We start from the raw sequence: 707 nt of genomic DNA, 5'->3' as shown, positions 1-707 counted from the left end.
TAACTTGCACAATCCGGTGATGCTTGACGTTTAACACCTCAAACTGCCAGCCCTCATAGTCGACCAACTCTCCTGCATGTGGAAGGCGTCCTAGCCACCAAGTTAAAAAGCCATTGAGGGTTTGAAAACCTTCACTCTCTTCGCCTTCAATTGTGGTCAATCCCAGTTTGTATTTGAGTTCGTTGAGAGGAATCAGCGCATCCATCAGCCAACTGCCGTCTTTTTGCTGCTTCGCCCAGATTTGTTCTGGTGCCATTCCTAATTCGCCAGCGATGGACTTGAGCAAATCGTATAAGGTGACTAAGCCTTGCACGTCGCCATATTCATCAACAATAAATACCATCTCTGCGCTGGTTTGCTGCATGTAGTTCAGCAGAGGCAAGCCTTTCATCGATTCCGGTACAAAGCGCGGATGTTTGAGCAATTTACCGAGTCTCGAAACAGACAGGTGGTCGTACTCATCAAGCAATACTTTTGAGGAGATGGTGCCGATGATGTTATCTAAACCGCCTTTGCACACTGGCCAAACTGAGTGTTGAGTTTGACGTAGGTGTTTGAGAATCCCATCCAGCGGCAAGTTGGTGTCCAAAAAGTGGATGTCGCAGCGCGGCGTCATTAAAGACAGGGCTAAACGATCATTGAGGTGCAGTAGCTTGCGGATCATCAGTTGTTCTTGCGGTTCGATGGCTCCTGATTCCGAACCTTCA

1 protein-coding gene is annotated in these 707 nt (G+C 48.1%); it reads right to left on the bottom strand.

The annotated features are described in order from the left end of the window. Positions 1-707: hemolysin family protein (locus tag R7Z49_RS25035; RefSeq protein ID WP_318112394.1), on the bottom strand; the 707-nt coding region annotated here is incomplete at both ends.

It is taken from the genome of Vibrio sp. 1562 (assembly GCF_033340155.1).
GTDB lineage: Bacteria > Pseudomonadota > Gammaproteobacteria > Enterobacterales > Vibrionaceae > Vibrio > Vibrio alginolyticus.
Note: the sequence above shows the minus strand (reverse complement) of the source record. Positions and strands in the feature narration are given on the sequence as shown.